At 64.1% G+C, this 23,353-nt stretch carries 28 protein-coding genes; 6 read left to right on the top strand and 22 right to left on the bottom strand.

From position 1 onward, the window contains the following. Nucleotides 1-328: 328 nt before the first annotated feature. From ACVOMB_RS15525 to ACVOMB_RS15455, 15 genes are all read right to left on the bottom strand, one after another. A complete protein-coding gene (locus ACVOMB_RS15525; RefSeq protein WP_481531996.1) occupies nucleotides 329-592 on the bottom strand; it encodes a hypothetical protein in 264 nt (87 codons plus the stop codon). Between the two features lie 87 nt (nucleotides 593-679). Continuing rightward, complete coding sequence (gene mgtE / locus ACVOMB_RS15520) at nucleotides 680-2,041, bottom strand: magnesium transporter (protein WP_481531995.1); 1,362 nt, start codon at nucleotides 2,039-2,041, stop codon at nucleotides 680-682. Between the two features lie 118 nt (nucleotides 2,042-2,159). Further along, a complete protein-coding gene (ptsP, locus tag ACVOMB_RS15515) occupies nucleotides 2,160-3,878 on the bottom strand; it encodes a phosphoenolpyruvate--protein phosphotransferase (RefSeq protein WP_481531994.1) in 1,719 nt (572 codons plus the stop codon). A gap of 49 nt (nucleotides 3,879-3,927) precedes the next feature. Continuing rightward, entirely contained in the window at nucleotides 3,928-4,197 is a 270-nt protein-coding gene (locus ACVOMB_RS15510) for an HPr family phosphocarrier protein (protein ID WP_481511450.1), read from the bottom strand. Next, complete coding sequence (locus ACVOMB_RS15505; RefSeq protein ID WP_481531993.1) at nucleotides 4,190-4,582, bottom strand: PTS sugar transporter subunit IIA; 393 nt, start codon at nucleotides 4,580-4,582, stop codon at nucleotides 4,190-4,192. The genes ACVOMB_RS15510 and ACVOMB_RS15505 overlap by 8 nt, the downstream gene beginning before the upstream one ends. Before the next feature lie 98 nt (nucleotides 4,583-4,680). Further along, nucleotides 4,681-5,556, bottom strand: coding sequence for an RNase adapter RapZ (gene rapZ, locus ACVOMB_RS15500; protein WP_481531992.1), 876 nt, complete (start codon nucleotides 5,554-5,556; stop codon nucleotides 4,681-4,683). Beyond that, nucleotides 5,553-6,503, bottom strand: a complete 951-nt coding sequence (gene hprK, locus ACVOMB_RS15495; protein ID WP_481509320.1) for an HPr(Ser) kinase/phosphatase — start codon at nucleotides 6,501-6,503, stop codon at nucleotides 5,553-5,555. The genes rapZ and hprK overlap by 4 nt, the downstream gene beginning before the upstream one ends. Further along, nucleotides 6,500-6,952: a PTS sugar transporter subunit IIA gene (locus ACVOMB_RS15490; protein ID WP_481531991.1), complete on the bottom strand. Its 453-nt coding sequence runs from the start codon at nucleotides 6,950-6,952 to the stop codon at nucleotides 6,500-6,502. Before ACVOMB_RS15490 ends, hprK begins: the two co-directional genes overlap by 4 nt. A 25-nt stretch (nucleotides 6,953-6,977) precedes the next feature. Beyond that, nucleotides 6,978-7,292 carry a ribosome hibernation-promoting factor, HPF/YfiA family gene (hpf, locus tag ACVOMB_RS15485; protein ID WP_282267862.1) on the bottom strand — a complete coding sequence of 105 codons (315 nt, stop codon included), beginning with the start codon at nucleotides 7,290-7,292 and terminating at the stop codon, nucleotides 6,978-6,980. 59 nt (nucleotides 7,293-7,351) lie between these two features. Further along, nucleotides 7,352-8,785: an RNA polymerase factor sigma-54 gene (locus tag ACVOMB_RS15480; protein ID WP_481531990.1), complete on the bottom strand. Its 1,434-nt coding sequence runs from the start codon at nucleotides 8,783-8,785 to the stop codon at nucleotides 7,352-7,354. Between the two features lie 41 nt (nucleotides 8,786-8,826). Then, complete coding sequence (gene lptB, locus ACVOMB_RS15475; RefSeq protein WP_481509317.1) at nucleotides 8,827-9,546, bottom strand: LPS export ABC transporter ATP-binding protein; 720 nt, start codon at nucleotides 9,544-9,546, stop codon at nucleotides 8,827-8,829. Next, nucleotides 9,546-10,064, bottom strand: coding sequence for a lipopolysaccharide transport periplasmic protein LptA (gene lptA, locus ACVOMB_RS15470; RefSeq protein ID WP_481511444.1), 519 nt, complete (start codon nucleotides 10,062-10,064; stop codon nucleotides 9,546-9,548). The genes lptB and lptA overlap by 1 nt, the downstream gene beginning before the upstream one ends. After that, nucleotides 10,051-10,617, bottom strand: a complete 567-nt coding sequence (gene lptC / locus ACVOMB_RS15465) for an LPS export ABC transporter periplasmic protein LptC (protein ID WP_481531989.1) — start codon at nucleotides 10,615-10,617, stop codon at nucleotides 10,051-10,053. Before lptC ends, lptA begins: the two co-directional genes overlap by 14 nt. Further along, nucleotides 10,617-11,162 (bottom strand): KdsC family phosphatase, encoded by a 546-nt coding sequence (locus ACVOMB_RS15460; protein WP_481531988.1) that lies wholly within the window; start codon nucleotides 11,160-11,162, stop codon nucleotides 10,617-10,619. Before ACVOMB_RS15460 ends, lptC begins: the two co-directional genes overlap by 1 nt. Before the next feature lie 62 nt (nucleotides 11,163-11,224). Further along, entirely contained in the window at nucleotides 11,225-12,226 is a 1,002-nt protein-coding gene (locus tag ACVOMB_RS15455; protein WP_481531987.1) for a KpsF/GutQ family sugar-phosphate isomerase, read from the bottom strand. Nucleotides 12,227-12,278: 52 nt separating this feature from the next. Here ACVOMB_RS15455 and ACVOMB_RS15450 point away from each other — a divergent pair, with 52 nt between their 5' ends. The 3 genes from ACVOMB_RS15450 to ACVOMB_RS15440 are packed head-to-tail and all read left to right on the top strand — an operon-like array spanning nucleotide 12,279 to nucleotide 14,128. Beyond that, entirely contained in the window at nucleotides 12,279-12,509 is a 231-nt protein-coding gene (locus ACVOMB_RS15450) for a BolA family protein (protein WP_296251001.1), read from the top strand. Nucleotides 12,510-12,548: 39 nt separating this feature from the next. Beyond that, a complete protein-coding gene (gene murA, locus ACVOMB_RS15445; protein WP_481531986.1) occupies nucleotides 12,549-13,823 on the top strand; it encodes a UDP-N-acetylglucosamine 1-carboxyvinyltransferase in 1,275 nt (424 codons plus the stop codon). Further along, on the top strand, nucleotides 13,820-14,128 hold the full coding sequence (locus ACVOMB_RS15440) for an EF-hand domain-containing protein (protein WP_481531985.1): 309 nt from the start codon (nucleotides 13,820-13,822) through the stop codon (nucleotides 14,126-14,128). Before murA ends, ACVOMB_RS15440 begins: the two co-directional genes overlap by 4 nt. Nucleotides 14,129-14,383: 255 nt before the next feature. On the opposite strand, the gene ACVOMB_RS15435 is transcribed toward ACVOMB_RS15440, so the two are convergent. From ACVOMB_RS15435 to purM, 5 genes are all read right to left on the bottom strand, one after another. Continuing rightward, nucleotides 14,384-15,067, bottom strand: a complete 684-nt coding sequence (locus ACVOMB_RS15435; RefSeq protein WP_481531984.1) for a DUF3108 domain-containing protein — start codon at nucleotides 15,065-15,067, stop codon at nucleotides 14,384-14,386. A 2-nt stretch (nucleotides 15,068-15,069) separates the two neighbouring features. After that, nucleotides 15,070-15,861: a DUF3108 domain-containing protein gene (locus tag ACVOMB_RS15430; RefSeq protein WP_481531983.1), complete on the bottom strand. Its 792-nt coding sequence runs from the start codon at nucleotides 15,859-15,861 to the stop codon at nucleotides 15,070-15,072. A gap of 63 nt (nucleotides 15,862-15,924) precedes the next feature. Then, nucleotides 15,925-16,584 carry a phosphoribosylglycinamide formyltransferase gene (gene purN, locus ACVOMB_RS15425; RefSeq protein WP_481531982.1) on the bottom strand — a complete coding sequence of 220 codons (660 nt, stop codon included), beginning with the start codon at nucleotides 16,582-16,584 and terminating at the stop codon, nucleotides 15,925-15,927. Then, entirely contained in the window at nucleotides 16,581-17,189 is a 609-nt protein-coding gene (locus tag ACVOMB_RS15420; protein ID WP_481531981.1) for a DUF2238 domain-containing protein, read from the bottom strand. The genes purN and ACVOMB_RS15420 overlap by 4 nt, the downstream gene beginning before the upstream one ends. 12 nt (nucleotides 17,190-17,201) lie before the next feature. Beyond that, complete coding sequence (gene purM, locus ACVOMB_RS15415) at nucleotides 17,202-18,260, bottom strand: phosphoribosylformylglycinamidine cyclo-ligase (RefSeq protein ID WP_481531980.1); 1,059 nt, start codon at nucleotides 18,258-18,260, stop codon at nucleotides 17,202-17,204. Nucleotides 18,261-18,357: 97 nt separating this feature from the next. On the opposite strand from purM, the gene ACVOMB_RS15410 reads away from it, so the two are divergent. From ACVOMB_RS15410 to hda, 3 genes are read left to right on the top strand one after another with little or no spacing between them, the layout of a single operon-like run. Further along, a complete protein-coding gene (locus tag ACVOMB_RS15410; RefSeq protein ID WP_481531979.1) occupies nucleotides 18,358-19,494 on the top strand; it encodes a DUF2066 domain-containing protein in 1,137 nt (378 codons plus the stop codon). Continuing rightward, nucleotides 19,491-20,666 (top strand): AI-2E family transporter, encoded by a 1,176-nt coding sequence (locus ACVOMB_RS15405; protein ID WP_481531978.1) that lies wholly within the window; start codon nucleotides 19,491-19,493, stop codon nucleotides 20,664-20,666. Before ACVOMB_RS15410 ends, ACVOMB_RS15405 begins: the two co-directional genes overlap by 4 nt. Next, on the top strand, nucleotides 20,663-21,364 hold the full coding sequence (gene hda, locus ACVOMB_RS15400) for a DnaA regulatory inactivator Hda (protein ID WP_481516402.1): 702 nt from the start codon (nucleotides 20,663-20,665) through the stop codon (nucleotides 21,362-21,364). The genes ACVOMB_RS15405 and hda overlap by 4 nt, the downstream gene beginning before the upstream one ends. Nucleotides 21,365-21,622: 258 nt before the next feature. Here hda and murU read toward each other — a convergent pair whose 3' ends face one another. Together murU and ACVOMB_RS15390 are read right to left on the bottom strand one after the other, a co-directional pair. Further along, complete coding sequence (gene murU / locus ACVOMB_RS15395; RefSeq protein WP_481531977.1) at nucleotides 21,623-22,333, bottom strand: N-acetylmuramate alpha-1-phosphate uridylyltransferase MurU; 711 nt, start codon at nucleotides 22,331-22,333, stop codon at nucleotides 21,623-21,625. After that, nucleotides 22,330-23,340: an aminoglycoside phosphotransferase family protein gene (locus tag ACVOMB_RS15390; protein WP_481531976.1), complete on the bottom strand. Its 1,011-nt coding sequence runs from the start codon at nucleotides 23,338-23,340 to the stop codon at nucleotides 22,330-22,332. The genes murU and ACVOMB_RS15390 overlap by 4 nt, the downstream gene beginning before the upstream one ends. Nucleotides 23,341-23,353: the final 13 nt, after the last annotated feature.

Raw genomic sequence — 23,353 nt, 5'->3', positions numbered from 1 at the left:
CTCGGCTCGTCTGTCGGCTGGTATCCGCAGATATCATGTTGACGGTCCCTCCACCCTGGCTCCTACATACCTCGTAGGAGCCGGGAGGAACATACAAGCCATGCTCGGCTGGGCGTTACCGGGAAAGCCTCTGCCGAGCATGGCTCGGCACTACGCTCCCTCCTTTGCGCCGAAGGCGGAGGGGAGGGTTGGGGAGGGGTTGGCTTTTAGGCATTTCAGGCATAACCAGCTTCGCGGCTTACGCCGCTCCTACAGGCGAGTCGACATTGCGGGTGAAGCTCCTGCCGAGCTTGGCTCGGCACTACGGTGCTCCCACATTGGGATGTGGCTAGCCGCGCGGTGCCATCGCCAGGATTGCCAGCTGCTGCTGCGCTTCGTCATTACCGGCTGCGGCGGCGGCCTGCATCTGGGCCAAGTCCGGGTGTTGCACTACCAGTAGCGGGTACTCGCATTCGGGGCAGGCGTATTCGGTCTGCTCGTCGTGCAGTTCCATTTCCATCTGCCGTGAGCTGCCTTTCCATTCACAGGCGGGGCAGTTGTGCTCGTCTTCGCGCCAGCCGGTTTGGTAGTAGTCGCTGACAGTGATGGTCATGGGTAAGGCCGGAATCTGGGGCTGTGAAGTGTAGCCCGGGTGCGCTGTGCTTACCCGGGCTACGGTTCTACGGGCCAGCGGCCGCAATCAGTGCAGCAGCACCAGCGTGGCCAGGCCGAGGAAGGTGAAGAAGCCCATCGAGTCGGTGACTGCTGTCAGGAAGATGCCGCTCGCCAGCGCCGGGTCGAAGCCGAGTCGCTTCAGCGTCAATGGCACCAATACGCCTGCAGATGCTGCAAACAATAGGTTGAAGGTCAGCGCGATGCCGATCACCAGCGACAGCCCGGGCATATGGAACCACGCCAATACGATCAGGCCGAGCACGGTGCCCAGCACCACGCCGTTGAGCAAGGCCACGCGTAGCTCTTTCCACAACAAGGTGCGGGCATTGGAGGCTCCCACCTGACCCAGTGCCAGGCCGCGGATCATCAGCGCCAGCACCTGCGTACCCGCATTGCCGCCAAGGCCGGCGACGATCGGCATCAGCACCGCCAGCGCTACCAGCTTGTCGATGGTGCCTTCGAAATGGCCGACCACGCTGGAGGCGAGGAAGGCGGTGCAGAGGTTCACCGACAGCCACATCAGGCGCCGGCGCATGGCGCGCCAGACCGGGCTGAACAGGTCCTCGTCCTCGTCCAGACCGGCCGCACCCAAGGCCTGGTGATCGGCCTGGCCACGGATGATGTCGACCACGTCATCGATGGTGATGCGGCCGATCAGGATGTTGTTGTCATCCACCACCGGTGCCGACACCCAGTCATGATCGGAGAACTGGCGGGCCACTTCGTCGGCGCTTTCGCCCACGTCGATGGCTGGCTGTTCGTCGTCGATCAGGCGGTTGATCGGGGTGGTGTCCTCGTGGGTGACCAGCGAGGCCAGCGACAGCCGGCCCAGATACTGGTGGCGACGGCTGACCACGAACAGGTGATCGGTGTGGTCGGGCAGTTCGCCGCGCAGGCGCAGGTAGCGCAGCACTACATCGACGTTGACATCGGCGCGCACGGTGACCACGTCCGGGTTCATCAAACGGCCGGCGGTGTCTTCCGGGTAGGACAGCACCTGCTCGAGCCGCTCGCGGTTCTCGCGGTCCATCGACTTGAGTACTTCGTCGATGACGGTATCGGGCAGGTCTTCGACCAGATCGGCAAGATCGTCGATGTCCAGGTCTTCGACCGCGGCGATGATTTCGTCCGCGTCCATGTCCGCCAGCAGGCTTTCGCGCACGTCTTCGCCGACATGCACCAGTACCTCGCCATCGTCCTCGGCATCGACCAGGCCCCACACCACCTCGCGCTTACCCGGCGGCAGCGATTCGAGCAGGTTGCCGATCTCGGCCGGGGACAGGGTGTTGACCAGGCGACGCACCGGTCCTAGCCGGCCGCTGTCCAATGCATCGGAAAGCAGGCGCAGCTGGCGTGCGGTCTTGTCGTGGCGTACGGCTTCAGCCATGCGCAGCTCCCGGTATGGTGATGGCCGCTGTCCGTGGCGGCTGGGCGCCAACGGCGGTGTTTAGCCCGCCATTATCACGCGCGACGCGCGGGCTTGCATATAACCGCCGCTACCGAAATCAGTTTCCGGCGATGCTGGTGATCCAGCGTTCAATGCCGCGGCGGTCGCGTGCAGCCAACAATTGCGGGGCCTGCAGCCGCAATTCGCCCAGGTTCACCTCACGGATGGCGCGTCGCACTTCCAGCAAGGTGGCCGGGTGCAGACTGAACTCTGTCAGCCCCAAGGCTAGCAGCAGGGCTGTCATCTGCGCGTCACCTGCCATTTCACCGCACACCGCCACCGGCGTGTCATGCCGTTGTGCGGTTTCAATCACCTGCCACAGCAGCCGCAGCACTGCTGGATGCAGCGGCGAGTACAACTCGGCCACAGCGTCGTTGTTGCGGTCGGCGGCCAGCAGGTACTGGACCAGATCGTTGGTGCCGATCGACAGGAAGTCGACCTGGTCGATGAAGGTCTCCAGTGCGATGGCCGCTGCCGGCACTTCGATCATCGCCCCGACCGGGATGTTTTCCGCCACCTCATGGCCGTCATTACGCAGGATCGCGGCCAGCCGCGACAAGCGCCGCCGTACCGCCATGATTTCCTCACGGGTGGTCAGCATCGGCACCAGGATGCGCAGCGGGCCGTAGCCGGAGGCGCGCAGGATGGCCCGCAGCTGGGTGTCGGACACCTTGGGCCTGGCCAGTGACAGGCGCACGCCGCGCAGGCCCAATGCCGGGTTTTCTTCGCTGCTGAGTACCAGCCCGGTGCGGTCGGCCTTGTCCGCGCCCAGGTCCAGGGTGCGGATGGTGACCGGGCGGCCACTCATGCCAAGTACGGTGTCGCGGTAGACGTGGAACTGTTCTTCTTCGTCAGGCAGCTGGTTGCGCTGCATGAACAGGAATTCGGTGCGGTACAGGCCCAGGCCACGGGCACCCAGTGCGTGCGCCTGGGCCACGTCGTCATGCGATTCGGCATTGGCCAGCAGGGTGATCTCCGCGCCATCGAGGGTGCGGGTGGGCTTGGCTCGCAAACGGCCGAGCTCGCGTTGTTCACGGGCCAGTTCACGCTGGCGCAGGCGGTATTGGCGCAGGTCGTCCGGGCCCGGATCAACCACGATCTCGCCGCTGCCACCGTCAAGGATCAGTACGTCGCCATCGCTGACTTTCTGCAGTACTGCATTGGCAGCCACTACCAGTGGCATATGCAGGCTGCGGGCAAGGATGGCGCTGTGCGAGAGCACGCTGCCGGCACTGCTGACGATGCCGACCACGCCTTGCGCTTGCAGTTGGGCCAGCTCAGAGGGTGCGACGTTCTCGCAGACCAGGATCTCGCCGGCCAGCCCCTTCATGGTGGTGGTGCGCTTGTGCAGGAAGGACTGGATGCGGCCGATCACATGGTCCAGGTCATCCATCCGGCTTTTCAGATAGGCGTCTTCCATGCCCTCGAAAACCTGTGCCAGGCGATCGCGCTGCACGCGCAGGGCATGGCTGGCGCTGTAGCGCTTGCTGCGCACCAGTTCATCCAGTGCGGTCAGCAGCTCGGGGTCGTCCAGCAGCATCGCGTGCAGGTCGAGGAACTCGCCCACTTCGGACGGCAATGCACCTTGCAGGCGGGTGCGCAGTTCGCGCATTTCCTGGCGTGCGGCATCGGTGGCGCGGTGCAGGCGTTCCAGCTCGTGTTCCACCGCAGAAGCCGCAACTCGCTTTTCACCAATGTCCTGCACATGCGGCAGGCGCACGCGGGCGCGGCCGAGCGCGCTGCCACGGGAGGCGGGCAGGCCCAGTAAACGGGTCACCGCTGCCGGCTCCACACAATGGCTGCAGCAGTGCGCGCGGCCTGCGACATCAGCTGTCCTCGTCGAAACGACGCTCGAACAGTGCGGCAACTGCCTCCAGTGCGGCAGCTTCGTCTTCGCCATCCACCCGCACCGTTACCGGTGTGCCTTGGGCGGCGGCCAGCAACATCACGCCCATGATGCTTTTGGCGTTGACCTCGCGGCCCTTGGCCACAAGCGTGGCGTTGGAGCGGAAGGCAGACAGCACCTGCACCAGTTTGGCGGTGGCCCGGGCGTGCAGCCCCAGCCGGTTGGAAACCATGAGTTCTTTTTCAAGCATCGTCGGTGATGACTCCATTGCGAGCGCCCGCCGCCGCAGTGGCGGGCAGTTGGTCCAATCCCTGTTCCGGATAGTTCATTACCCGCAGCAACATCGCCAAGCTCAATCCCGATACACGCCGGGTTGGGGTGCCCAAGCGGGCCAGCTTGCCGGCAAGATTGCTGGGGCTGGCACCGTACAGATCGGTCAGTATCAACACGCCGCCATCGCCTTCCACCCTGCGCATCGCCGCCGAGGCGGCGGGCAGCAGGGCATCCAGGTCGGCGTCGAACGGCACTTCGAACGCTTCTGTTTTCAGCGGCAGTTGCCGCAACAAGGCGGTCGTCACTTCCAGCAGGGAAGTGCCGACACCGGTATGAGTAACTAGGAGAATGCCGCAGGTCATCCCTGAACGTTAACAGGTCAGGGCAAGTCCGCGATAGCGCTTAAAACTGTCTTCTGTGTGCCATTCAGTACATGCACGGTGATTGCATATGCGGCCCATCAATCCTGTTCGCGATGGAAGGTGGCTACGTCCTGCCAACCCTGCTCGCGGGCATGCCGGGCCAGCCGTTCGGCCAGGTAGACCGAGCGGTGTTTGCCGCCGGTGCAGCCAAAGGCCACGGTGACGTAGCTGCGGGTCTCGCTGCCCAGCTTGGGCAGCCAGGTGTCGAGCAGGTCCTGCAGCTGGGTGACGTAACGCACCACGTCGGGTTGGGCATCCAGATACTCGCGAACCTCGCGGTCGCGCCCGGTCAGCGAGCGCAGCTCCGGGTCCCAATGCGGATTGGGTAGCACCCGCGCGTCGAAGACGAAGTCTGCTTCGGCCGGCACGCCACGCTTGTAGGCGAAGGACTCGAACAGCAGCGACAGTTTGCTTTCGTGGCTGAGCGCAAACTCGGTCACTACCCGGCGCCGCAGCTGGTGCACGTTGAGGCGGGTGGTGTCGATGACGGCGTCGGCTTCGCGGCGCAGCGGCGCGGTCAGTTCGCGCTCGCGGGCAATCGCTTCCGGCAGCGACAGGCCCAGGTGGCTCAACGGGTGGCGGCGGCGGGTGTCGGCGTAGCGGGCCAGTAAGGTGTCGTCGTCGGCTTCGAAGAACAGCAGACGCGCCTCGATGCCGTAATCCAGCGCGGTCTTGCGCCAGGTAGCCAACTGGCTGAGATCGCTGCGGCCGCGCACGTCGATACCGACCACCAGCCGCTGTGGGCGGTTCTCATCGCGTTCGCCGAGTACCCCGCGTACGAATTCCGGCAGCAGACTTACCGGGATGTTGTCCGAGCAGTAGTAGTCCAGGTCTTCAAAGGTCTTCAATGCCACCGATTTGCCCGAGCCGGACAAACCGCTGACGATGCTCAGTACCGATGCAGGGGTGTTCATGGACTGCGTTGCTCCAGCAGGTTGCTATGGCGGGCGATGAACATCGCCGCCGGGTCGATGCCCTTTGTCCGCAGGATATGCAGGCGGGTGGCGGCCTCGGTCAGCACCGCCAAATTGCGCCCAGGCATCACCGGCAAGGTGATCAGCGGCACGTCCAGATCCAGTACGTGACGCTTGCCGGAGTCGCCAGTCAGGCGCTCATAGCCATAGCTGCTGGGTTCGGTCATCGGCTTGGTCAGGTGGACGATGAGGCGAAGGTACTTGTTCTTCTTTACAGACGTGTCACCGAACATCTGGCGCACATTCAGTACGCCCAGTCCGCGCACCTCCAGCAGGTCCTGCAGCAGCTCCGGGCAGGTGCCGTCGAGCACGTCCGGGGCGATCTGGGTGAATTCGGGGGCGTCATCGGCAACCAGCCGGTGGCCGCGTGACAGCAGTTCCAGCGCCAGCTCGCTCTTGCCGGAGCCAGCCTCGCCGGTGATCAGCACGCCGATGGAGTAGATCTCCATGAATACGCCGTGCAGGATTACCCGTGGCGCCAGCGTGCGGGCCAGGTGGTAGCTGAGGTGGTTGAGCAGTTCGTGGCCGCGTCGCGGCGACACCCACAATGGGGTCTGCGATTCATCGGCCGCCGAGCGCAGGTCTTCCGGGCAGCCATGGCTTTTGGTGATCACCAGTGCCAGTGGCCGCGCCTGGATGATGCGCTCGATCACTTCCCAGCGCTGACGCGCGTCCAGCGAATCCAGCCAGGTCAGCTCCTCGGTGCCGAGGATCTGCACTTTATTGGGGTAGATGGTGTTGAGGTAGCCGGCCAGCGAGGGCCGCCGCGAGACGGTATTGCCGGCCTCCAGCTCACGTTGCGCACCAGCATGGCCGGCGACCCAGCGCAGATCGAGTTTCTCGCGCTGATGGTCGAAGAGTTCCTGGGCGGTGATGCTGGTATTCATCCGCTACGCGCCTGTTGCGGGTTGGTGATGATGTGTCTGAGGGTCTGCGCATCGGGGGCAATGCGCAGCGCGTGGCGGATGTCGGGATCGGAGAAAATCTCCGCCAGCTCCGATAGCAGCATCAGGTGTTGGTGGGTGTAATGCGCGGGCACGGCCATCGCAAAGACCAGGTCCACTGGTTCGTCGCCGCCGAAATCAACGGGTTGTTGCAGCCGTAGCAGGGCGCCGCGTGGCTCCTGCAGTGTCTCCGAACGCCCGTGCGGGATGGCGATGCCGTGGCCAATGGCGGTGCTGCCGACGTTTTCACGTTCGCGCAGGCTTAAAAACAGGCTGTCCGCACCGGCCTCACGACAGGCAAGCAGGCGTGAGGCGGCAATCAGGGTGCTGTCTCGATCAGCGACCGCGAGTACCTGGGTACTCACGGCCGCCATCAGGTCGGTCAACGGCATGTTGGGCTTACGGCTGGGTTAAAGATCAGCCATTGTCGCGCAGAGCATGCGATGCGTGGGGAAGATGCTTTTCCTTGTGCTTTATGACCAGTCGGTCGAGCTTGTCGGCCAGCACGTCGATGGCTGCGTACATGGTGGGTTCTGCAGCATCGGCGTGCAGGGTGCGCCCGGGTAAATTCACCGTGGCGACGACGAGGTAGTCAGGCTTGCGGGTGGACAACTGGACTCGTACTTCGCAGTGCTGGTCGAAGTGCCGACCCAGCCGCTCCAGCTTTGTTTCCACGTACTCCTTCAGGGCAGGCGTGACTTCAACTTGCTGGCCATACGTCTCGATACGCATCGGATTCCTCCTGTGGTTCGGGGTTGCCTAGATGAACCCTGCGCTGCTCAACGACTGCTTCAGGCGATGCGGACGCGTTCGTGAGAGGCACAGATGTTCATGGCCTCACGATACTTCGCAACGGTGCGGCGCGCTACCGGTATGCCACTGGTTTTGAGCATCTCAGCCAGCTTGGCGTCAGAAAGCGGTTTGCGCGGGTTTTCCGCATCGATCAGGTTGCGGATCATCGACTGGATCGCGGTGCTGGAGGCCTCACCGCCGCCTTCGGTATCAATGCCGGAGGCAAAGAAGGCGCGCAGCGGCAGGGTGCCGCGCGGGGTACGCACGTATTTGCGGGCGATGGCACGCGAAATGGTGGATTCGTGCAGTTCCAGTTCGCCGGCGATTTCACGCAGCGTTAGCGGACGCAGCGCCTGTTCGCCGAATTCCAGGAAGCCGGCCTGGTGATGCAGCAGGCTGCTGACTACCCGCAACAGGGTTTCGCCACGGGCCTGCAGGCTTTTCAGCAACCAGCGTGCTTCCTGCAGCTGTGCGCGCAGATAGCTGGCGTCGGCATCGCCGCAGCGCCGGATCAGTTGTTCGTAGCTTTGATTGATGACCACCTTGGGGCCGGCGTGCCCAGCCAATGCGCAGCGCCAGACGCCGCGCTGGCGCCAGACCACGCAATCGGGAACTACGTAGGTGTCCGAGGTCATCTGTCCCAGTTGTTTGCCCGGGCGCGGGTCGAGCGAGCGCAGCAGCTGCACGGCTTCTTCGACGTCGGCAACCGGCTGTTTTAGTTCCTGCGCAATACCGCTGATGCCGGCGCGCGGCAGGCGCTCCAGTGGGCCATCGGCGATGCGTCCGGCCAAGGCGAGGGCAGGGGTTTGGCAGGGCAGCATGTCCAGCTGCAGGCGCAGGCACTCGCCCAACGTGCGTGCGCCTACCCCGGCTGGGTCAAAGCGCTGGATCTGGCGCAGTACCGCCACGATCTCATCTTCGTCGGCGTGGATTTCCGGAAGCAGGGTTTGCGCGATCGCCGACAAGGGCTCGCGCAGATAGCCGTCTTCATCCAGCGCATCGATCAGGGCTACGCCAATGGCGCGATCACAAGGACCAAGATGGGTCAGGTGCAGCTGCCACAGCAGGTGATCAGCCAGCGTGTCGCCGTCTTCGGCCTGTTCGCGTTCGTCGCTGTCGCCATCGTCGTCGAACGAGCCGGAGCGACCGCTGCTCCAATCTTCATCGCCGCCATCCCAATCTTCGCCCTCGGCGTTGATTTCGCCTTGTGCGGGATCAATCGGGGTTTCGTCGTTGGAACTACTGGGGGCTGCGTCGTCGCTGTCGCCACCCTCGGTGTTGTCGGCCCATTCCAGCAGTGGATTGGTTTCCACTGCCTCGGTCAGTTCCAACTCGAGCTCGGTGCTGGACATCTGCAGAAGACGGATGGCCTGACGCAACTGCGGCGTCATGACCAGACTTTGTCCCATCGATGTCTGCAGCCGAGCTTTCATGCCTGTTCCGTTCGGGTAGGGGCACGACGTGGCGCTGCGACTCAGAGGGTGAAAGCGTCCCCGAGGTAAACACGGCGCACGTCGGTGTTGGCAAGCAGGTCTTCCGGTGCCCCCTGCGCCAGTACGCTGCCTTCAGCGAGGATATACGCCCGGTCGCAGATTCCCAAGGTTTCGCGCACATTGTGGTCGGTGATCAGCACACCAATGCCGCGTTGCTTGAGGTGGGTCACGATGCGCTGGATCTCGCCGACCGAGATCGGGTCGACGCCGGCAAACGGTTCGTCAAGCAGGATCAGGCGCGGTTTTGCCGCCAGTGCGCGGGCGATTTCGCAGCGGCGGCGTTCGCCGCCGGACAGGCTGGCGCCAGTCTGATCGGCCACGTGGCTGATCTGCAGTTCGTCCAGCAGCGAGGACAGTTCGCGCTCACGGCCGGCGTTGTCCAGGTCGGTGCGCAGTTCCAGCACCAGGCGGATGTTGTCGGCCACGCTGAGCTTGCGGAATACCGACGGCTCCTGCGGCAGATAACCCACGCCGAGCTTGGCGCGCTCGTACATTGGCTCGGAGGTGATGTCCTTGCCGTCCAGCACGATGCTGCCGGCATCGGCGGCTACCAGGCCGACGATCATGTAGAAGCAGGTGGTTTTACCGGCGCCGTTGGGGCCGAGCACGCCGACCACTTCGCCGGCATCCAGGGTCAGCCCGAAGTCCTTGACGACTTCGCGGTTCTTGTAGCGCTTGCGCAGGCCTTGGGCAACGAGCATTACTTGCTATCTCCCGCCGCTGCCGGCGCCTTGTTCTTGGGTTGGATCACGGTGCGCACGCGGGTGCCATCACCGCCGCTCTGCATCGCGCCGCTGCGGGTGTTGTAGACCATGCGCTGGCCGGCATTGGTGCCACGCTCGGACTCAACCTTGTAGTTGCCGGTCAGGATGATGATTTCGCTGTTGATGTTGTAGTCCATGTTGTCGGCACGGGCATTCATCCAGGTGTTGTCATCCATCTGCTGCTTGAGCGTGGCTTGCTTGCCGGTGAGGATCACGCGCTCGGTTTCGCCGTTTTTGCGGATCACATCGGCGGTGTCGGCATGGATCTCCATCGTGCCCTGGGTAATGATCACATTACCGCTGAACTGGCATTTGCCGTTGTCGCTGAAGTTGCAGTCATTGTTGTTGGAGTCGATGGTCATCGGCTGGTTGCGATCCGATGCTTTGGACCACGCAAGACCGGGTGCGAGCAGGGCGGCGAGCAGCGTGATCGACGCGAGCTTAGCGGGCAGCATTGGGTTCATAGCGGGTCTTGACCTGGGAAAGGAGTGAATACTGTTTGGTTTTCAGGTTGGTCTGGAAGCCAACGCCGGTCTGGGTGAGCCCGGGGCGGGTCACGGTAACGCGGCCATCGGTGCGCGCAAGGTTCTGCTCGGTGAGCACATCCAGCGCGTCGGTACGGAAGGTGGTGGGCGGGGTCTTGCCATCGGCGGGGCTGTCGCCGGCGACATTGCCGCGCAGGCGCAGCTCCTCACCCTTGGCGCTGACCCAGCCGGTATCTGCACGCAGCTGCCAATGCTGTCCGGCAGCGTCAGGCAGCAGGAACAACGGCTTGCTGATGGTCGAGGTCTGGTCGGCGCGGCTGCGCGCCATCAACGGTGCGCGCAGGGTTACCGATTCGTGACCGTCCTTGTCCAGGCTGATGACCTCAAAGTCGGTCAAGGTGAAATCGGTACTGCCTTCTTCAATGGCCGTGGGTACGGTATGGGCGCGATTGCGCCAAGCCGACCAGCCGCTGAGCAGGGCGGCCAGCAGCAGGCCGATACCAAGAACCGAACGCCAACTCATCAGGAAAACCTCGCCAGGACTGCATCCAGTTTGCCCTGCGCGGCCAGCAGGACGTCACACAATTCGCGCGCTGCGCCACGCCCGCCTTGGGCACGGGTCTGCCAGTGCACGCGCTCGGCGATCCATGGATGCGCATCGGCTGGTGCAACTGCGAGGCCGACCGCGCCCAGTGGCGCCAGATCGGGCAGGTCGTCGCCCATGAAGGCGACCTGGTCCAGGCCGATGCCGTGCTGCTCGCACAACGCACGCACGCTGGCCAGCTTGTCGCCGACCGCGATCTGGGTGTCGATGCCCAGGTCGGCGCCGCGCCGCTGCGCCGACAGGCTGTTGCGTGCGGTGATCAACACCGGATGGATGCCGTGCTGCTGCAGCAACTTCAGGCCCAGCCCGTCCTGCACGTAATACGCCTTGCTCTCGTTGCCGGCATGGTCGTAGAAAAGCCGACCGTCGGTCAGGGTGCCGTCCACGTCAAAGCAGGCCAGGCGGACGGCGCTGGCAGTGGCGTGCAGGTTGGCGGGGAAAAGCGCGAGCGGCGAGTAAGGCATTGGCAGGCAGTATCCGTTGCGGCAGGTCGGGTGTTGGCCCGAGGTCGTTGATTGTGCGGGGTTTAGACGACTTTTGCCCGCAACAGGTCATGAATGTTCAGGGCGCCGACGGGGTGATTGTCGCGGTCGACCACGATCAAACCATTGATCTTGTGGGTTTCCAGCAGCCGTGCGGCTTCGGCGGCCAGTTGGTCGGCGCCGATGGTGCGCGGGTTGCGGGTCATCACCTGGGCGATGCTGGCCGTGCGGACATCCAGATCGGTGTCCAGTGCGCGGCGCAGGTCGCCATCGGTGAACAGGCCGACCAGCTTGCCCTGGGCATCGACCACGGCGGTCATGCCGAGCCGCTTGCGGCTCATTTCCATCAGCGCCTGGCTGAGGCTGGCGTCGTCACTGACGCTGGGCAGATCTTCGCCGGCATGCATCACGTCGGTGATATGCAGCAGCAGGCGCCGGCCGAGGCTGCCGGCCGGGTGCGAACGGGCGAAGTCGTCGGCGGTGAAGCCGCGCGCATCCAGCAGGGCCACGGCCAGCGCATCGCCCATTGCCAGCGAGGCAGTGGTGCTGGAGGTCGGGGCCAGCGCCAACGGGCAGGCCTCATGGTCCACGTTCACGTCCAGATGCACATCGGCGGCCAGCGCCAAGCTCGATTGCGGCCTGCCAGTCATGGAAATCAACGGGTTGCCCTGGCGTTTGAACACCGGCAGCAGGGTTAGTACTTCGTCGGATTCACCGGAGTAGGACAGCGCCAAGACCACGTCATCTTCGGTGATCATGCCCAGATCGCCGTGCCCGGCTTCGCCCGGGTGCACATAGAACGAGGGCGTGCCGGTCGAGGCCAGGGTGGCAGCGATCTTGCGCGCGATATGGCCGGATTTGCCCATGCCGGTGGTGACCACGCGGCCGCGCGAGGCCAGTACCAGCCGGCAGGCGGCGGCGAATTCCGCACCGATGCGACCGCCTACCCGGTCCAGTTCGTCGCGCTCGATCTCGAACACGCGGTGACCACTGGCCACCAGATCGGTGTCGCGCAATGTATCCAGGGAAAGCGGGGAAGCAGCCATACGGATGCCACTCGGAGAGTAGAATGGGGGTTCATTTTATTAGGAAAGCGCTTTGGACGCCGAGACCATCCGAAATCTGATCGAAGCCGGCCTGCCGGGCGCCCGCGCCGACGTGCAGGGCGACGATGGGGTGCACTTCGAGGCCACGGTGGTCTGTGAGGCATTTGCCGGCAAGATGCCGTTGGCGCGCCACCGCATGGTGTATGCGACGCTGGGCGACTTGATGGGCGGTGCGATCCACGCGCTGGCGCTGAAAACCATTACTCCGGGTGAAGCCGGCTGAGCCGGCGCACTCTCTTTTCCTTATACCGGCCTTAAATCCATGGCAAAAATCGTAGTCACCGGCGGCAATGTGCTGAACGGTGAGGTTCATATCTCCGGCGCCAAGAACGCCGTCCTGCCGATCCTGTGCGCCACCTTGCTGGCCGATGCGCCGGTGGAAATCACCAACGTGCCGCATCTGCACGACGTGATCACCACCGTGAAGCTGCTCGGCGAGCTGGGCGCCAAGGTCACCATCGACCAGGGCACGCTGTCGCGCGGCAGTGCAGTGGTGGTGGACCCGCGCACCGTCAACCAGCACATTGCGCCGTATGAGCTGGTCAAGACCATGCGTGCCTCGATCCTGGTGCTGGGTCCGTTGCTGGCCAAGTTCGGCAAGGCCGAAGTGTCGCTGCCGGGCGGTTGCGCCATCGGCTCGCGCCCGGTTGACCAGCACATCAAGGGCCTGCAGGCGCTGGGTGCGGAAATCAGTGTTGAGAACGGCTTCATCAAGGCCCACGTCGACGGGCGCCTGAAGGGCGGCCGCTATACCTTCGACATGGTCAGCGTCACCGGCACCGAGAACGTGCTGATGGCAGCGGTACTGGCTGACGGCACAACGGTGCTGGAAAACGCGGCGATGGAACCGGAAGTGGCTGATCTGGCGCATTGCCTGATTGCGCTGGGCGCCAAGATCGAAGGTGTTGGTACCTCGCGTCTGGTTGTCGAAGGCGTCGAACGCCTGCACGGTGGTCGTCACGCCGTGCTGCCGGACCGCATTGAAACCGGCACCTTCCTGGTTGCCGCAGCGATGGCCGGTGGCCGCGTCACGGTGCGCAATGCGCGCCCGGACACGATGGACGCGGTGCTGCAGAAGCTGACCGAGGCCGGTGCTGAAATCAGCACTACCGAAGACAGCATCACCCTGGACATGCATGGCAAGCGGCCGAAGGCGGTGAACATCACCACCGCGCCGCACCCGGCCTTCCCGACCGACATGCAGGCCCAGTTCATGGCAATGAACTGTGTTGCCGATGGTGTCGGTGTGATCACCGAAACCATCTTTGAAAACCGCTTCATGCACGTCAACGAGCTGCTGCGTCTGGGCGCTGACATCCAGATCGAAGGCCATACCGCGATTGTGCGTGGCGTGGCCAAGCTCAGCGGTGCGCCGGTAATGGCCACCGACCTGCGTGCTTCGGCCTGCCTGATCCTGGCCGGGCTGGTGGCTGCTGACGAGACCAGCATCGACCGCATTTACCACCTTGATCGTGGCTACGAAAACATTGAGGAAAAGCTCAGTGGGCTCGGTGCCAACGTACGGCGGACCGCGTGATCCTCAAGGGCCGTTTCACCCCGCGTCGCAAGGCCCTGCTGGGTCTGGTGCTGCTGGCCCTGGCCTGGTTGGGCTGGGGCTGGTACAGCGGCGTGGCCATCACGAAGGGCGTAGAAAAGGAACAGATGGACTGGAATGGCGATGGCCAGGTCAGTCGCGATGAGTTCCTGCAGGCGTTCTACGCGGTGCAGGTGAAGGACAGCGAAGAGGGCGATCGCCAGTGCCGCAGCTTCATCTGGCGCAGCAGCGGCGAAGAATTCCGCCGCGATTGCCGGACTGTGTTCAAGCAGCCGGCGGCCAAGTAAGCCTTGGCGTTGTTGGCGTTCCGTAATGCCGAGCCATGCTCGGCTGGGGCGTTACCGGTGATGCCCTTGTAGGAGCGGTGTAAGCCGCGAAGCTGATGATGTATCAGATCGCGGGTTCGCCGGTGTCTCAATAAGGGCGGCTTCGCGGCTTATGGCCCGAGGCCACCCAGCACCGCTCCTACAAAATCGTGGGGCTGATGCGTTGCTGGCGAAGCTTATGCCGAGCATGGCTCGGCACTACCGTTTACCGCGGGTTTATTGGATTGACTTGATGGTCAGGTCCAGTGCGTCCTGGCCGTTCTCGCGCTGCAGCAGGCGCGCCGGTACCGGCATGCCGGGGACGATCCAGGCGATCTGTTCCTTGTTGCCGTCCACACGCGAAACCTTGGTGGCTTCCTGCTGCTTGCCACCGATGGTCATGTTTTCCTTGCCGATCACCCGGTAGGTCATGGGCTTGATGCGGCCGTCGTCAACCATGCGGTAGCTCAGTGGCTTGCCGGCGATGACGTCACGGGCAATGGCCAGATTGATCAGCAGTGCATCCATGTCGCCGTTCTGCAGGCGGATCGGGCCGCTGCGCTCGGGCTTCACATCGCCGGTCCAGGTGGCCTGGTTGCTGTTCCAGTCATAGCGCGCATCCACCTGCTTGCGCTTGATCAGCACGACTGAGCGATCATGGCTGCTGAGCGGGCGCAGTTTGCCGCCCTGTTCGTCGAACACTGTGGCTTGGCTCAGTTCCGCCATCGGGTTCTTGATCTGCAGGCTGTAGCGCCACTGGTTGTTGCCGGCAGGAACTACCGACATCACGCCATTGGCCTGCATGCCCATGTAGCTTGCCTGGTAATTGGCGGTGAACGGCTCAAATGCCAACGCCGGCAAGCTGGCCGCGATCAGCGCGGCGGCAACGAGGTAACGCAGGGGGCGGTGGGAAGGCTTCATGCTCAGGCTCCTTGATATTCGATCAGACGCAGGTCGATTTCGTCCTGCCCGTCTTTGCGTTGCAGGATGCGCACCGGCGTGGGTACGCCGTTGGCAATCCACAGGATGGTTTCATCGTTGCCGCCATTGGTGCGGTACACCCGCAAGGCGTCATAGCTGAGATCACCCACCTGCACGTTCTCGGTGGTGTCGGCGGCACGGTACTCATACTGGCGCACCCGGCCGACGTCGACATAGCGATACTGCAGTGCCTGGCCTGGGCGCGCATCGCGCATCAGTGACAGGTTCAACAGCAAGGCGCTCTGGTCGCCGCGCTGCAGTGGAATCGGCTGCTGCCGTTCTTCCTTCAGATCACCCTGCCACTGCGCGGTACCGGCCTGCCAGTTGTAGACGCCGGTGACCTTCTTGCTCATGAACAGGGCTTTCTTGATCGTGCTCTGGCTCAAGGGCGTGTAAACGCTGCCTTCGTTGTTGAACACGTTGCTCTGTTCAATGTTCAGCCCGAGGATGCTGGCAAAGCCGCGCTTGCCGCGCACCGCCATGTCCACCCGCCACTGGCTGTCGTTGTTATGGACCACGCGCATGGTGGCATCGCCGGCTTCCTTGCCCTTATAGAAGGCTTGGTAGGTGGCAACGAAGGGCTCCAATGCTGGCGGGGTCCACTCCAGCGCAGGCGGCGCCAGCGCTACCGGTGCTTGCGTCGGCGTGGCGGGGGCGGGCGTTTCCTGGGCGTGGCTGACCGCCGATACCAGCAGTGCGGTCAAAACCAATGGTTTGAAAAGCGCTATGGCCATGTGAGGACGAGGGCAGGAGAAGGGGGGGATCTTGCCAAACCACACATCAGCAGCATGTGCGGATCAGCGGCGAAGGGTTCCGGCGGAATCTAGGCGCAATGGACTAAACAGGGACTGACCGTCGTATTGGATCACGCCATCGCGTTCAGCAAGTCGGCCGGCCACCAGCAACTGTACGCTGGCCAGCAGCAGCGGATGCTCGACCGCCAGCACGCGCTTGGCTAGCGATTCAGCACTGTCGTCAGCCAGCACCGGAACCCGCGCCTGGGCAATTACCGTGCCGGCATCCAGTTCGGGTACGACGAAGTGCACGCTGGCACCGTGCTCGGCATCGCCGGCCTCGATGGCGCGGGCGTGGGTGTGCAGGCCCTTGTGCAAGGGCAGCAGCGAGGGGTGGATGTTCACCAGGCGGCCACTGAAACGTTGTACGAAGCCAGCGCCGAGGATGCGCATATAGCCGGCGCAGATGATCCAGTCCGGCTGGCATGCAGCCGCCGCGTCGGCCAGCGCGCTGTCAAACGCCTCGCGGTCGGTGAAGTCCCTGGGTGAGCGTGCCCAGCGCTGCGCGGGTGGCACCTTGTCCAGCGCGGCGGCGGTTGGCTTGTCGGAGAACACACCGACGATCTGTGCATCCAGCTGACCGGTGGCAATCGCCTCCTGCAGGCATTGCAGGTTGCTGCCACGCCCGGAGGCAAGCACGGCGAGACGGGGCAGGGGACTCATGCGCGGGATTTCCGCAGCAGCGGCCATATCGCCAGACTGCCAAGGGTGGCCAGCAGCATGTCGGCATGCGCGTCCCAGATGTCGCCCTGCTGGCCGTTATAGGCCTCGGCGGCTTCGGGGGACAGGGCCAGGGCAATGCCCCATTCCAGCCATTCGTAGGCCAGGCTGGAGCACATGATGGTCATCACCGCCAGCGTGAACGCCTGGCCCAGACGCAGCGCCGGCCAGCCATGGCGGGCCAACTGGGTCAGTGCCGGGGTGAAGCAGATGCCGTACAGCAGGTGGATCAGGCGATCGAAGTGATTGCGTTCCCAGCCGAACGCAGCGTTCGGCGACCAGCCAAACAGGGCCTGCGCCCATTGGTCATAGGGAATATTGGAATACAGCCAGCGAGCGCCGATGCTGTGCAGGATGATGAAGCCGCAGATCGCCGCGAATGCGCCGCTGCCCAAGGGCCAGCGGCGATCCACCCACCACAGCGCCAGCACGCCGAGCACGGTCAGCGAGCTGTGCAGGGCCTGTTCCACAGGCCATAGCGGTTTGATCCAGGTAAGCGCTAATACAACAAGCACGCCGATGAAGGCGGCCTTCTTGGCGGCTGTCATGTAGTCGTTGGCTCAGCCGATGTGGACGCGTTCGGCGCCGTTTTCAGCCACCACTTCACCAATCTGCCAATGCGCCAGTTCCAGCGTATCCAGCGTGGCGTTGATGGCAGCGACCTGGTCGGCCGGTACCAGCAGCACGAAGCCGATGCCGCAGTTGAAGGTGCGCCACATCTCGCTGTTGGCTACATTGCCTTCGCGCTGCAGCCACTGGAACACCGGCGGCAGCGGCCAGCTGCTGGCGTCGATGGTCAGGCCCAGGCCCTCCGGTACCACGCGGATGATGTTCTCGGTCAGGCCGCCGCCGGTGACGTGGGCCATACCGTGCACGGCTGCGCCATGGGTCTTGAGCAGCGACAGGATCGGCTTGACGTACAGGCGGGTCGGCGCCATCAGCGCATCGACCAGCTTGACGCCGTTCTCCAGCACCAGGTCGGCCGGGCTGCCGGCACGTTCATAAATGCGGCGGACCAGCGAATAACCGTTGGAGTGCGGGCCGGAGGAGGCAATGCCGATCAGCACGTCGCCGAGGGCAACGGCCGAGCCGTCCTTCAGCTCGCTCTTTTCGACGCCGGCGACGGTGAAGCCGGCCAGGTCGTACTCGCCCGGGGCGTACATGTCGGGCATTTCGGCGGTTTCGCCGCCGATCAGCGCGCAACCGGCCTCGGTGCAGCCATTGGCGATGCCGCCGACAACGGCCGCGGCGGTGTCGATGTCGAGCTTGCCGGTGGCGAAATAATCCAGGAAGAACAGGGGCTCAGCGCCCTGTACCAGCACGTCGTTGACGCACATGGCGACCAGATCGATGCCGATCGTGTCGTGGCGGCCGAGCTGTTGTGCCAGCTTCAGCTTGGTGCCGACGCCGTCGGTGCCGGACACCAGGACCGGCTCGCGGTACTTGTTGGAGAGGTCGAACAGGGCGCCAAAGCCACCCAGTCCGCCCATCACCTCCGGGCGGAAGCTGCGCTTTACCAGCGGCTTGATGCGCTCGACCAGTTCGTTGCCTGCGTCGATGTCGACACCGGCGTCACGGTAGGTCAGGGGGGAGTTGGCAGAGGTCGAGGGGCTGGTCACTGGCGGCTGCACTGGCGGGGTGAACGGTCGATTTTAACAGGCCACGTTGGCGTGAAGGCCCCATTCGGGCAACAATTCCCTCCGGAATCGTCGAGCAATGGAAATTTCAATGCGCCGCAGCCTGGTCACAATCCTGTTTCTGGCGCTCTGCCTGCCTGTTTCACTGGTGCAGGCGCAGTCGTCCGGCATGCGTACCGAAGGGGACGTGGCCGGCGCCAGCAGTGCCTATGAGGCCGAGGTACCGGTCAACAGCCAAAGCGAGGCCGATCGCAACGGCGGGCTGGCGCGCGCGCTGGGCGCGGTGCTGGCCAAGCTGTCCGGTGACCGCAGCGCGCTGGCGCGGCCGGGCGTGGCGCAGGCCCTGCGCAGCGCCAAGGACATGGTCGAGAGTTACGACTACCGGCAGGACCAAAGCGTCAGCGCCAGTGGCGCGCCGAGCTTCCGCACCATGCTGGTGGCACGCTTCCGCCAGGATGACGTCGACGGGCTGGTAGCCGCGCTGGGCTTGCCGGTGTGGCCGCAGCCGCGCCCGAAGCCGGTGGTGTGGCTGGCGATCGACGATGGCAGTGGCCCGCGTCTGGTCGGTGTTCCGCAGTCCAATGCGGCGCGGCCCTTGCTGGATCGGGCGGTTGAGCGCGGCTTCAAGCTGGGTCTGCCGGCCGGCGGCGCGGCTGAGCAGGCCTTGGTCGGCGCGATCTGGCGCCAGGACACCGCCGCGGTAGCGCGGGCCTCGTCACGCTATTCGCCGCCAATGCAGCTGATCGGCAAGTTGTACCGCGGCAAGGGCGGCGGCTGGGTTGCCGACTGGGTGTTTGTCGACAACGGCCGCGAGCTGTCCAAATGGACCGCCAACGACGCCGATGCACGGCGGGCAATGATGGCTGGCGCCGACGGTGCCGCCGATGCGCTGGTGCGGCGCTATGCCAAGGCACCGGTAGGTGGCGCGGCGGGTGTTTACCGGATCGTGGTCAGCGGCATCCGCAGCGCGGATGACTATCTGCGTCTGGCGGCTACTTTACAGAGCGTGGCTGTGGTGAAGGCCATCATGCCGATCCAGGCCTCGGGCGACCGGCTGGAACTGGATGTTGAGCTGATGAGTGGTCTGTCCGGCTTCAACCGCATGCTGGGCCGTGATGCGGCCTTGCAGCCGGTGGGTGCGGTGGACGATGGTGATGCGGATGCATCGACGGATCAGAACAGCGGCAGCCGCCGCGCGGAGTACCGCATTCGATGAGCACTGATACAGCGGAAATGGAAATCGCGCTGTTCCTGCGCCGCCTCAAGTGGGTGGTGTTGAGCGCCTTCGGGCTGTGGGTGATGTGGCTGCTGGCACCGGTGCTGACCCCGTTCGTGGTCGCATTGATGCTGGCCTGGCTGGGTGACCCACTGGTTGACCGGCTGGAAGCCCGGGGCCGTTCGCGCAATACCGCGGTGGTGCTGGTGTTCGTATTGATGATCCTGCTGCTGGCCTTGGCGCTGCTGATCCTGGTGCCCTTGATCCAACGCCAGATCATTACCCTGGTTGCCGCCTTGCCCCAAGGGCAGGACTGGCTGATGAACACCGCGATCCCATGGCTCGAGCAGAAAACCGGCCTGGAAATCATGGCCTGGCTCGACCCGGGCCGTCTGTTCGAGTGGGTACGCAGCCATTGGCAGCAGGCTGGCGGCGTTGCGACCACGTTCTTTGGCTACGTGTCGCGCTCGGGTTTTGCGATGGTGGCTTGGGTGATCAACCTGGCCTTGCTGCCGATCCTGGCCTATTACTTCCTGCGCGACTGGGACAAGTTGGTCGAGCGGGTTGCATCGATGATCCCGCGCAACCATATCGAAGTGGTTACGCGCTTGGCGCGTGAATCCAACGACGTGCTGGGTGCCTTCATTCGCGGCCAGATCGTGGTGATGATCGCATTGGGTGTGGTGTATGCAGCCGGCTTGACTCTGGTGGGCTTGAACCTGGGCCTGTTGATCGGCCTGGTCGCTGGCTTGATCAGCTTCATCCCCTATCTGGGGGCGACCACCGGCGTGGTGATGGCGGTGCTGGCGGCATTGGTGCAATCACAGGGCGTGGACCTGCAGTTGCTGGTGTTGGTTGGTGTTGTCTTCACCGTCGGCCAGCTGCTGGAAAGCTATGTGCTGACGCCGCGCATCGTCGGTGACAAAATTGGCCTGCACCCGGTCGCGGTCATTTTTGCAGTGATGGCCGGTGGCCAGTTGTTTGGATTCCTGGGAATGCTGTTGGCCTTGCCAGCGGCGGCGGTGATCAACGTCTTGTTGCGCTATGCGCACCAGCGTTATCGCCAAAGTGAGTTGTACGCCGGCCATGGGCCGACGATTGTGTTGGACCCGCGCAGCATTCAAGTGCCGGCGGATCTGAGCATCGTGTCGAAGGATGTAGAACCTAAGTGAGTGTGCCGCAGTTACCGCTGGCCTTGCGTTACCCGCCAGACCAGCGCTTTGAAACGTTCATCGGTGCGCCGGAAGGCGCGCTGCCGCAGTTGCGTGCCGTTGCCAATGGCAGCAGCCAGGACTGGATCTATCTGGTTGGCGCCGGTGCCACCGGCAAGACGCATCTGGCCTTGGCCACCTGTGCTGCCGCGTTGCAGGCCGGGCGCCGACCGGCCTACCTGCCATTGCAGGCCGCGGGTACGCGCCTGCAGGACGCATTGGAAGCGCTGGAAGGGCACGATGTGCTGGCGCTGGACGGGCTGGAATACGTAGCCGGGCGGCGCGAGCAGGAAGTGACGCTGTTCGAGTTCCATAACCGTGCGCGTGCTGCTGACGTGACCGTGATCTATACCTCGCGGCTGCCGCCGGATGGTCTGGGGCTGGTGCTGCCGGATCTGCGCTCACGGTTGTCGCAATGCAGCCGCATCACCCTGGAGCCGCTCGATGCCGAAGGCCGTGGTGCGGTGTTGCGTGAACGTTCGGTGCGCCGAGGCCTGGTGATGGATGAGGCGACGCTGGACTGGTTGCTGACCCGCACCGGCCGTGACCTGAGCGGACTGGTGACCCTGCTGGAGCGGCTGGATCGCGAATCGCTTGCGGCAAAGCGGCGGATCACCGTGCCGTTCTTGAAGCGGGTGCTGGAGAACGGGCCGGGTTGAGGGGGGGGCTTCTGGTTTTTTGTGGGAGCGGCGTGAGCCGCGAAGCAGATGTCTTATCCGCAAGAAAAATGCCTGCGATTGCAGGCATTTTTGTATCTGAGGCTTCAGCGGCTTCGCGATTTACACCGCTCCCACAAACAATGCATCAGTCCAGCATTTGTAGGAGCGGCGTCAGCCGCGAAGCCTGTGCCGTACCAGCAGACAAAATGCCCGCAAATGCAGGCATTTTGGTGTCTGATCCTTCATCAGCTTCGCGGCTTACGCCGCTCCTACAAGCTCGGCTTCCAGCTGCTGCAGGCGCTCGGGCGTGCCTACGTCGGTCCAACGGCCTTGGTGATGCTGGCCGCTGATGCTGTTGCTGGCCATCGCCGCGCGAAGCAAGGGGGCAAGCTTGAAGCGCGGCGGTGTTTCCTTGCTGCCATCGGCATTGCCAATCACGGTCTGCCAGTCCTGCAGCAGCTGCGGTCGATATACGCCGATGCCGGCAAAGGTCAGGCGCGTTTGTTCGCCGTTGTCGTGCAGCAGACCATCGGCATTCAGAATGAAATCGCCGCGCGGGTGCTGCACTGGATTGTCGACCATGACCAGATGCGCGCTGCCCTTCGGTTCCTGCGGCAAGCTGGCGAAATCAAAGTCGCTCCAGATATCGCCGTTGACCGCCAGGAACGGCGCGTCGCCGAGCAGCGGCAGTGCGTTGTGCATGCCACCGCCGGTTTCCAGTGGCACCGGGCCTTCGTAGAGATAGTGCAGGCGCAGGTTCCAACGACTGCCATCGCCCAGTTTTTCCGGGAACTGCGTGGCCAACCAGCTGGTGTTGATCACCACCTCGCGGACGCCCAGTGCAGCCAAGCGCTGCAGATGCCATTCAATCAGCGGCACACCCGCCACGGTCAGCAATGGCTTGGGTGTGTGGTCAGTAAGCGGGCGCATGCGCTCGCCTAGTCCGGCGGCGAAGATCAGCGCCTTCATGCGGCCGCCTTGGCAGCCATCGCCGGCTTGAAGCGGCGCTCGAACAGCTCCTGCAGCGGCGCCAGTTCCGGATAGCGCGGCAGCACTTCATCCAGATAGCGGATGAAACGCGGTGCGTCCTCGAAGTAATGCCCCTTGCCGTCGCGGTCGCGCAGGCGCACGAAGATGCCGAGGATTTTCAGATGGCGCTGCACGCCCATCCAGTCGGCATCGCGCAGGAACTGCGGCCACGGCCGTACCGGCAGGCCAGCGGCCAGTGCCTGTGCGTGATAGCGCGCAAGCCAGGCGTCCACTTTTTGCAGCGGCCAGCTCAGGAAGGCGTCCTTGAACAGGCTGGCCGGATCGTAGGCAATCGGTCCGCTGACCAGGTCCTGGAAATCCAGCACCGCCGGGCCGCCTTCGACCGGCATCAGGTTGCGCGGCATGAAGTCGCGGTGGGTCAGCACCTGCGGCTGGTTCAAGGCGTTGTCCATCAAGCGCCGTTGCACCAGCTGCAGCTGCTCGCTTTCGCCGCAGTCCAAGGTCAGGCCAAGGTGGCGTTGCACGAACCATTCTTCAAACAGGCCGGCATCGCGTTGCAGCAGCGCCTCGCCGAACGCGCCCATGCCATCGGGCACAGGAATCGATTGCAAGCGGATCAGCTGCGCGAAGCTGGCGTCGAACCATGCATCGGCAGTGCCGTCAGTGATGAATCGGGCAAGGGTAGGGCCGCCCAGGTCTTCCAGCAGCAGGAAGCCATTGTCGACATCGCGCGCCAGCACCTGCGGCACGCGCACGCTGCTTGTTTCCAGCAGATCGTGCATGCGCAGCCAGGGGCGTACATCTTCCAACCCGGGCGGTGAGTCCATCACGATGTGGCTGCCGCGCGCGCTGGTGCTGCGCCAATAGCTGCGAAAACCAGCATCGACCGATGCGCGCTCGAGCGTGGTGGCAGGATCGCCAAGTGCGGCGGTGGCCCATTGCAGGCGTTGTTCGGTGCGCAGCGGATCGGAAGCGGGATCGTTCATGGACACTACAAGT

The sequence above is a fragment of the Stenotrophomonas sp. STEN018 genome, from assembly GCF_056760235.1.
The sequence above is the reverse complement of the archived record's forward strand: the minus strand, read 5'-3'. Positions and strand labels throughout refer to the sequence as shown.

Bases quoted from the DNA above. Each gene is read 5' to 3' on its own strand.
- lptC (WP_481531989.1), bottom strand. From the start codon at position 10,617: ATGAGTTGGCGTTCGGTTCTTGGTATCGGCCTGCTGCTGGCCGCCCTG.
- lptA (WP_481511444.1), bottom strand. From the start codon at position 10,064: ATGCTGCCCGCTAAGCTCGCGTCGATCACGCTGCTCGCCGCCCTGCTC.
- ACVOMB_RS15490 (WP_481531991.1), bottom strand. From the start codon at position 6,952: ATGCCGTTGACCGACCTGATGGCGGCCGTGAGTACCCAGGTACTCGCG.
- mgtE (WP_481531995.1), bottom strand. From the start codon at position 2,041: ATGGCTGAAGCCGTACGCCACGACAAGACCGCACGCCAGCTGCGCCTG.
- purN (WP_481531982.1), bottom strand. From the start codon at position 16,584: ATGAGTCCCCTGCCCCGTCTCGCCGTGCTTGCCTCCGGGCGTGGCAGC.
- ACVOMB_RS15455 (WP_481531987.1), bottom strand. From the start codon at position 12,226: ATGGCTGCTTCCCCGCTTTCCCTGGATACATTGCGCGACACCGATCTG.
- lptB (WP_481509317.1), bottom strand. From the start codon at position 9,546: ATGCTCGTTGCCCAAGGCCTGCGCAAGCGCTACAAGAACCGCGAAGTC.
- murA (WP_481531986.1), top strand. From the start codon at position 12,549: ATGGCAAAAATCGTAGTCACCGGCGGCAATGTGCTGAACGGTGAGGTT.
- ACVOMB_RS15480 (WP_481531990.1), bottom strand. From the start codon at position 8,785: ATGAAAGCTCGGCTGCAGACATCGATGGGACAAAGTCTGGTCATGACG.
- ACVOMB_RS15420 (WP_481531981.1), bottom strand. From the start codon at position 17,189: ATGACAGCCGCCAAGAAGGCCGCCTTCATCGGCGTGCTTGTTGTATTA.
- ACVOMB_RS15525 (WP_481531996.1), bottom strand. From the start codon at position 592: ATGACCATCACTGTCAGCGACTACTACCAAACCGGCTGGCGCGAAGAC.
- ACVOMB_RS15460 (WP_481531988.1), bottom strand. From the start codon at position 11,162: ATGCCTTACTCGCCGCTCGCGCTTTTCCCCGCCAACCTGCACGCCACT.
- rapZ (WP_481531992.1), bottom strand. From the start codon at position 5,556: ATGAACACCCCTGCATCGGTACTGAGCATCGTCAGCGGTTTGTCCGGC.
- ACVOMB_RS15505 (WP_481531993.1), bottom strand. From the start codon at position 4,582: ATGACCTGCGGCATTCTCCTAGTTACTCATACCGGTGTCGGCACTTCC.
- ACVOMB_RS15410 (WP_481531979.1), top strand. From the start codon at position 18,358: ATGGAAATTTCAATGCGCCGCAGCCTGGTCACAATCCTGTTTCTGGCG.
- ACVOMB_RS15435 (WP_481531984.1), bottom strand. From the start codon at position 15,067: ATGAAGCCTTCCCACCGCCCCCTGCGTTACCTCGTTGCCGCCGCGCTG.
- ACVOMB_RS15390 (WP_481531976.1), bottom strand. From the start codon at position 23,340: ATGAACGATCCCGCTTCCGATCCGCTGCGCACCGAACAACGCCTGCAA.
- hprK (WP_481509320.1), bottom strand. From the start codon at position 6,503: ATGAATACCAGCATCACCGCCCAGGAACTCTTCGACCATCAGCGCGAG.
- ACVOMB_RS15430 (WP_481531983.1), bottom strand. From the start codon at position 15,861: ATGGCCATAGCGCTTTTCAAACCATTGGTTTTGACCGCACTGCTGGTA.
- murU (WP_481531977.1), bottom strand. From the start codon at position 22,333: ATGAAGGCGCTGATCTTCGCCGCCGGACTAGGCGAGCGCATGCGCCCG.
- hpf (WP_282267862.1), bottom strand. From the start codon at position 7,292: ATGCGTATCGAGACGTATGGCCAGCAAGTTGAAGTCACGCCTGCCCTG.
- ACVOMB_RS15405 (WP_481531978.1), top strand. From the start codon at position 19,491: ATGAGCACTGATACAGCGGAAATGGAAATCGCGCTGTTCCTGCGCCGC.
- ACVOMB_RS15510 (WP_481511450.1), bottom strand. From the start codon at position 4,197: ATGCTTGAAAAAGAACTCATGGTTTCCAACCGGCTGGGGCTGCACGCC.